Annotated in this window: 4 protein-coding genes; 2 read left to right on the top strand and 2 right to left on the bottom strand. The window is 75.3% G+C overall.

Going from position 1 to position 3,740, the window contains the following annotated elements; translation table 11 throughout:
- The first annotated feature begins 305 nt into the window (after window positions 1–305).
- Window positions 306–1,061, top strand: coding sequence for a S1 family peptidase (locus ACFU6K_RS33680; protein ID WP_380669576.1), 756 nt, complete (start codon window positions 306–308; stop codon window positions 1,059–1,061).
- Window positions 1,062–1,109: 48 nt separating this feature from the next.
- Here the strand turns inward: ACFU6K_RS33680 and ACFU6K_RS33675 are convergent, their stop codons facing one another.
- The gene (locus ACFU6K_RS33675) at window positions 1,110–2,090 is read right to left on the bottom strand and encodes an endonuclease/exonuclease/phosphatase family protein (RefSeq protein WP_380669574.1); all 981 of its coding nucleotides are present in this window, start codon (window positions 2,088–2,090) and stop codon (window positions 1,110–1,112) included.
- Window positions 2,091–2,266: 176 nt separating this feature from the next.
- Entirely contained in the window at window positions 2,267–2,806 is a 540-nt protein-coding gene (locus ACFU6K_RS33670; RefSeq protein WP_380669572.1) for a hypothetical protein, read from the bottom strand.
- Between the two features lie 341 nt (window positions 2,807–3,147).
- Between ACFU6K_RS33670 and ACFU6K_RS33665 the strand changes: the two genes are divergently transcribed.
- Window positions 3,148–3,687, top strand: coding sequence for a hypothetical protein (locus ACFU6K_RS33665; protein ID WP_380669570.1), 540 nt, complete (start codon window positions 3,148–3,150; stop codon window positions 3,685–3,687).
- The last annotated feature ends 53 nt before the right edge of the window (window positions 3,688–3,740 follow it).

Here is a 3,740-nt window from a genome sequence, read left to right as displayed (position 1 = left end):
GCCCTGTACCGGAACGGCCGCACGGCCACGCTGCTGGGCTTCGGCCGCCCCCCGGCGCCGTCCGCGGACCGCCACCGGGGCCGTCAGCGCCGCCGGCGTCCCGCCGCGGCGTTCCAGGCGGCGCCGAACGCGCAGGTCAGGTGGCATTCCGCCGTTCCAGCGTCCCGAACCGCCGGGCGGCGCTGGCGGGCGGGACGGATCCCGGGGCAGCCTGTGGCCGTGCCCGGTGCCGTCCGCCGCCATGCGCGGCCGACCGCACCGAACGACCCCACCGCGGACCACCCGACCCCAGAAGGAGCCCTCCCATGCGCACCCCGAACCGACGCCCGCTCGCCGTCCTGCTGGCCGCCGCCGGGCTGGTGGCCGTCGCGGCCACCCCGGCCGCCGCCGTCCACGGCGGATCGGACACCACGACCGGGTCCCACCCGTTCGTCGTGGCCCTGGAGACCGCCGCGGGCGAGCAGTGGTGCACCGGCGCGCTGATCGCGCCGACCAAGGTGCTCACCGCGGGCCACTGCGTCGCCGAGGCCGACGACCCGGGCACCCTGCGGGTGATCGCCGGGAGGACCGACCTGACCGGCACCGGCGGCCAGGTCCGCCGGGTGAAGGCCTACCGGGTGGACCCGCGCTACACCTCCGGCCTGGACCACGACTCCGCCGTCCTCACCCTGGACCGCCCGCTGCCGCAGAAGCCGGTCCGGGTGGCGCGGCAGGGCGACGAGGCCCTGTACCGGAACGGCCGCACGGCCACGCTGCTGGGCTTCGGCCGCACCGGCTCGGACGGCCCCGGCACGCACCTCAAGCAGGCGGTGCTGACGCTGGCCCCGCCGGCCTCCTGCGACCCGTACACCTCGCCCGGCGACTCGCCCCTGCTCAAGGTCTGCGGCCTTCCGAAGGCCGGCACGACGGACAGCGTCTGCAAGGGCGACTCGGGCGGGCCGCTGGTGGCCGGCGGCGTGGTGATCGGCGTGGTCTCCACCGGCAACAAGTACTGCGACACCCAGTACCCGGTCTCGGTGTTCACCCGCGCCACCGACGTCCCCGCGCAACTGCTGTCCTAGCGGTGCCGCTGTCCGCGGGCGGCCGGCTCGGCTCCCCGGGTCCAGCGGTCAGCGCAGGACGGCGAGTTCGGCCACCACGGCGCGGTGGTCGCTGCGCGGCAGGGCGTGCTCGGAGACGTCGACGGCGGTGAGCGCGGGCCCGTGCAGGACGTGGTCGATCTGGATCACGGCCGGGACCCGGTAGTCGGGGTGGTCCTGGGGCCAGGTCGGGAAGAGGCCCGCGCCGAGCTCCTCGTGGGTGTCGGTCAGGCCGGTGCCGATCAGGTCGCGCATCGGCTTGTGGTCGAGGGTGGCGTTGAAGTCGCCCAGCAGGACCGCGTTGCGGGTGCGTCCGGGCGCGGCGGCGCGCAGGTCGTGCAGGTCCTCGGCCCAGCGGCGGGCGTCGCCGAGCGGGTAGTAGGTGTGCACGGCGACCAGCTGCACCGGGCGGCCGCCGACGTCGACGGTCAGGTTGGTGGTCGGCCAGGCCGGGTCGGCGGCGGAGCCGACGGGCAGCCGGGTGTAGAGCGCGGTGTCGGTGCCGGCCGGCCGCTCCCGGTGGGGCAGCAGGGTGCGGATGCCGGCCGCGTCCAGGGCGTCGGCGGCGGAGTCGCTCTGCTCCTCGACCGCGAGCACGTCGATCCGCTGGTCGCGCACCAGGTCGACCAGGGACTTCGGCGAGACCTGTCCCATGAAGTTGTTGCTGGTCGCCACCCGCAGCCGGGGCGCGTCGGCGGGCGCGTCGGCCCCGTCCGGGACGAACCGGGGCACCAGCCACCACAGGTGCAGCACCACCAGCGCGGCCGCGATCCCGGTCAGCCACCGTGCGCGCAGCACCGCCACCGCCGCCAGCAGCAGCACGCCGAGCAGCGCCGCGTACGGCAGCCCGGCCATCGGCAGGGCCCACACCGTGCCGTCGTCCCACCCGAGCAGCCGCACCGCCGCGAGCCCGGCCGGGCCCAGCAGCAGCACCCCGCACCCGGCCAGCGCGGCGAGCCGCCAACGGCTCCGGCCGGCGGGCGACGCGCTCTTCGACGTACGGTCCGTCACGGTGCTCCTTCCAGGGCGGCGGCCGGCGGCCATGATCACCGGCCGCCGTCGAGAAGGACGGACGCCCGCGCCCGGGCCCCGGTTCCGCAGCACCGGCCGAGGCCGGGCCCCGCGGGACGCCGGTGGCCGGAGCCGCCGACCGGGCGGCCGCGGATCCGCCCGTTTCGGGGGCCGGTTCAGAGGAACAGGGCGACGATTCCGGCGAGCAGGCCGGCGGCGATGCCCAGGACCGCTACGGCCATGAGCCCGACGAGGGTGCTGGTGAGCAGGACGCTGCCCTCCGGGGCGCGGCCGCGCCAGGCAGCGGTCAGCAGCCAGCCGGCCGACACGGTGCCCAGGACGAGGATCATGGCGGCGGCGATGCCGTACTTGACGGCGGGTGACGCCGACGGTTCGTGGGCCACGCCCTTGGCCAGCCGTACCGGCAGCAGGGTGCCGGCCCGGTGTTTCCCGTTCGTGTCCTGTACCACGATGGGCCGGGCCCGGTCCGCGCCGCCGCCGGCGGGGGTGAAGCGGCCCTTGCAGTCGGTGCCGTCGCTGTAGCCCTCGCTGTCGGACACCTCGTAGCACTCCTCCACCACGACGACGCCGTCCGGCGGGCCCAGCCCCATGGCCGCGCTCATCCGCTCCGCGGTCAGCGTCCAGGCCAGCCATGCCGCTCCGGCGAGGAGCGCCACCGCCAGTGCCCCCGCCGCGATCCGCGCTGCCGTCCGCATCCTCGCCGCCTCCCTCCCCGTATCCGCGCCCGCTCGGCGGACCGGGCCTACATCGGCCAACTGAGGATGGCAGCACCGCAGTTGACGTTCAATGCCCGCACCCGCCCGAAAGATCCCGGGGCCACGACCCCCGGCCGCCACGCCACCCCGAGGTCCGCCGTCCCGCCCCGGCGGAGGCCGTCGGGGGCGCGGACCCTCCCAGAAAACTGGGATACCGGAAGTCGACTGTCCACGGACAAGATGGGGACGAACGAGCCGGCCGCCGCGAAGGGCGCCCCGCGCGGCCGGCCCGCCCCTGTTCGACGATCCCGTCGATCCATCGATCAACCGTGGAGTGGCCCATGCGTTCCCTGTCAGTCAAGCGTGTCCTGGCGGCACTCGTTCCGGCGCTGGTCGGTCTGGGGCTGTTCCCGACCACCGCGTCGGCGGACACCCCGGCGACCGTGCTGTTCAACCAGTACTCCCAGCGCTGTCCGGACGCGGCGAGCGGCTATCAGGACATGCATCCGTGCGCCCCGTCGGACAACCCCGGCATGTGGGTGATCAGCAAGCTCGCGCCCAACCGGTACCGGATCACTGACGTCCGCGACCCCGGCGCCTGCCTGACCTCCGCCGACGCGCCGGTCGTCCAGCGCTGCTCGCTGTCGGACTCCCGGCAGGACTGGGACATCACCCGGTACGAGCCCGAGCCGGGGCGCTACGGCCTGATCGGGATGCGGATCAAGAACGCGAACGGCTGGTGCCTGGACAACACCAAGAAGACCTTCGGGGGCTGGAAGATCAGCCAGGGCCCGTGCCTCGACGACACCCACCAGCAGTGGGACATCTACCGCTCGACCTACGAGGCGCTGTGGGGCAACCCGCTGCACACGGCGGCCTGACCCCGACCGCACCGGAGTAGCGCCCACCCGGCGCGGCACAGACGCCGACGCCC

This window comes from Kitasatospora sp. NPDC057512 (assembly GCF_042802135.1).
GTDB lineage: Bacteria > Actinomycetota > Actinomycetes > Streptomycetales > Streptomycetaceae > Kitasatospora.
The sequence above is the reverse complement of the archived record's forward strand: the minus strand, read 5'-3'. Positions and strand labels throughout refer to the sequence as shown.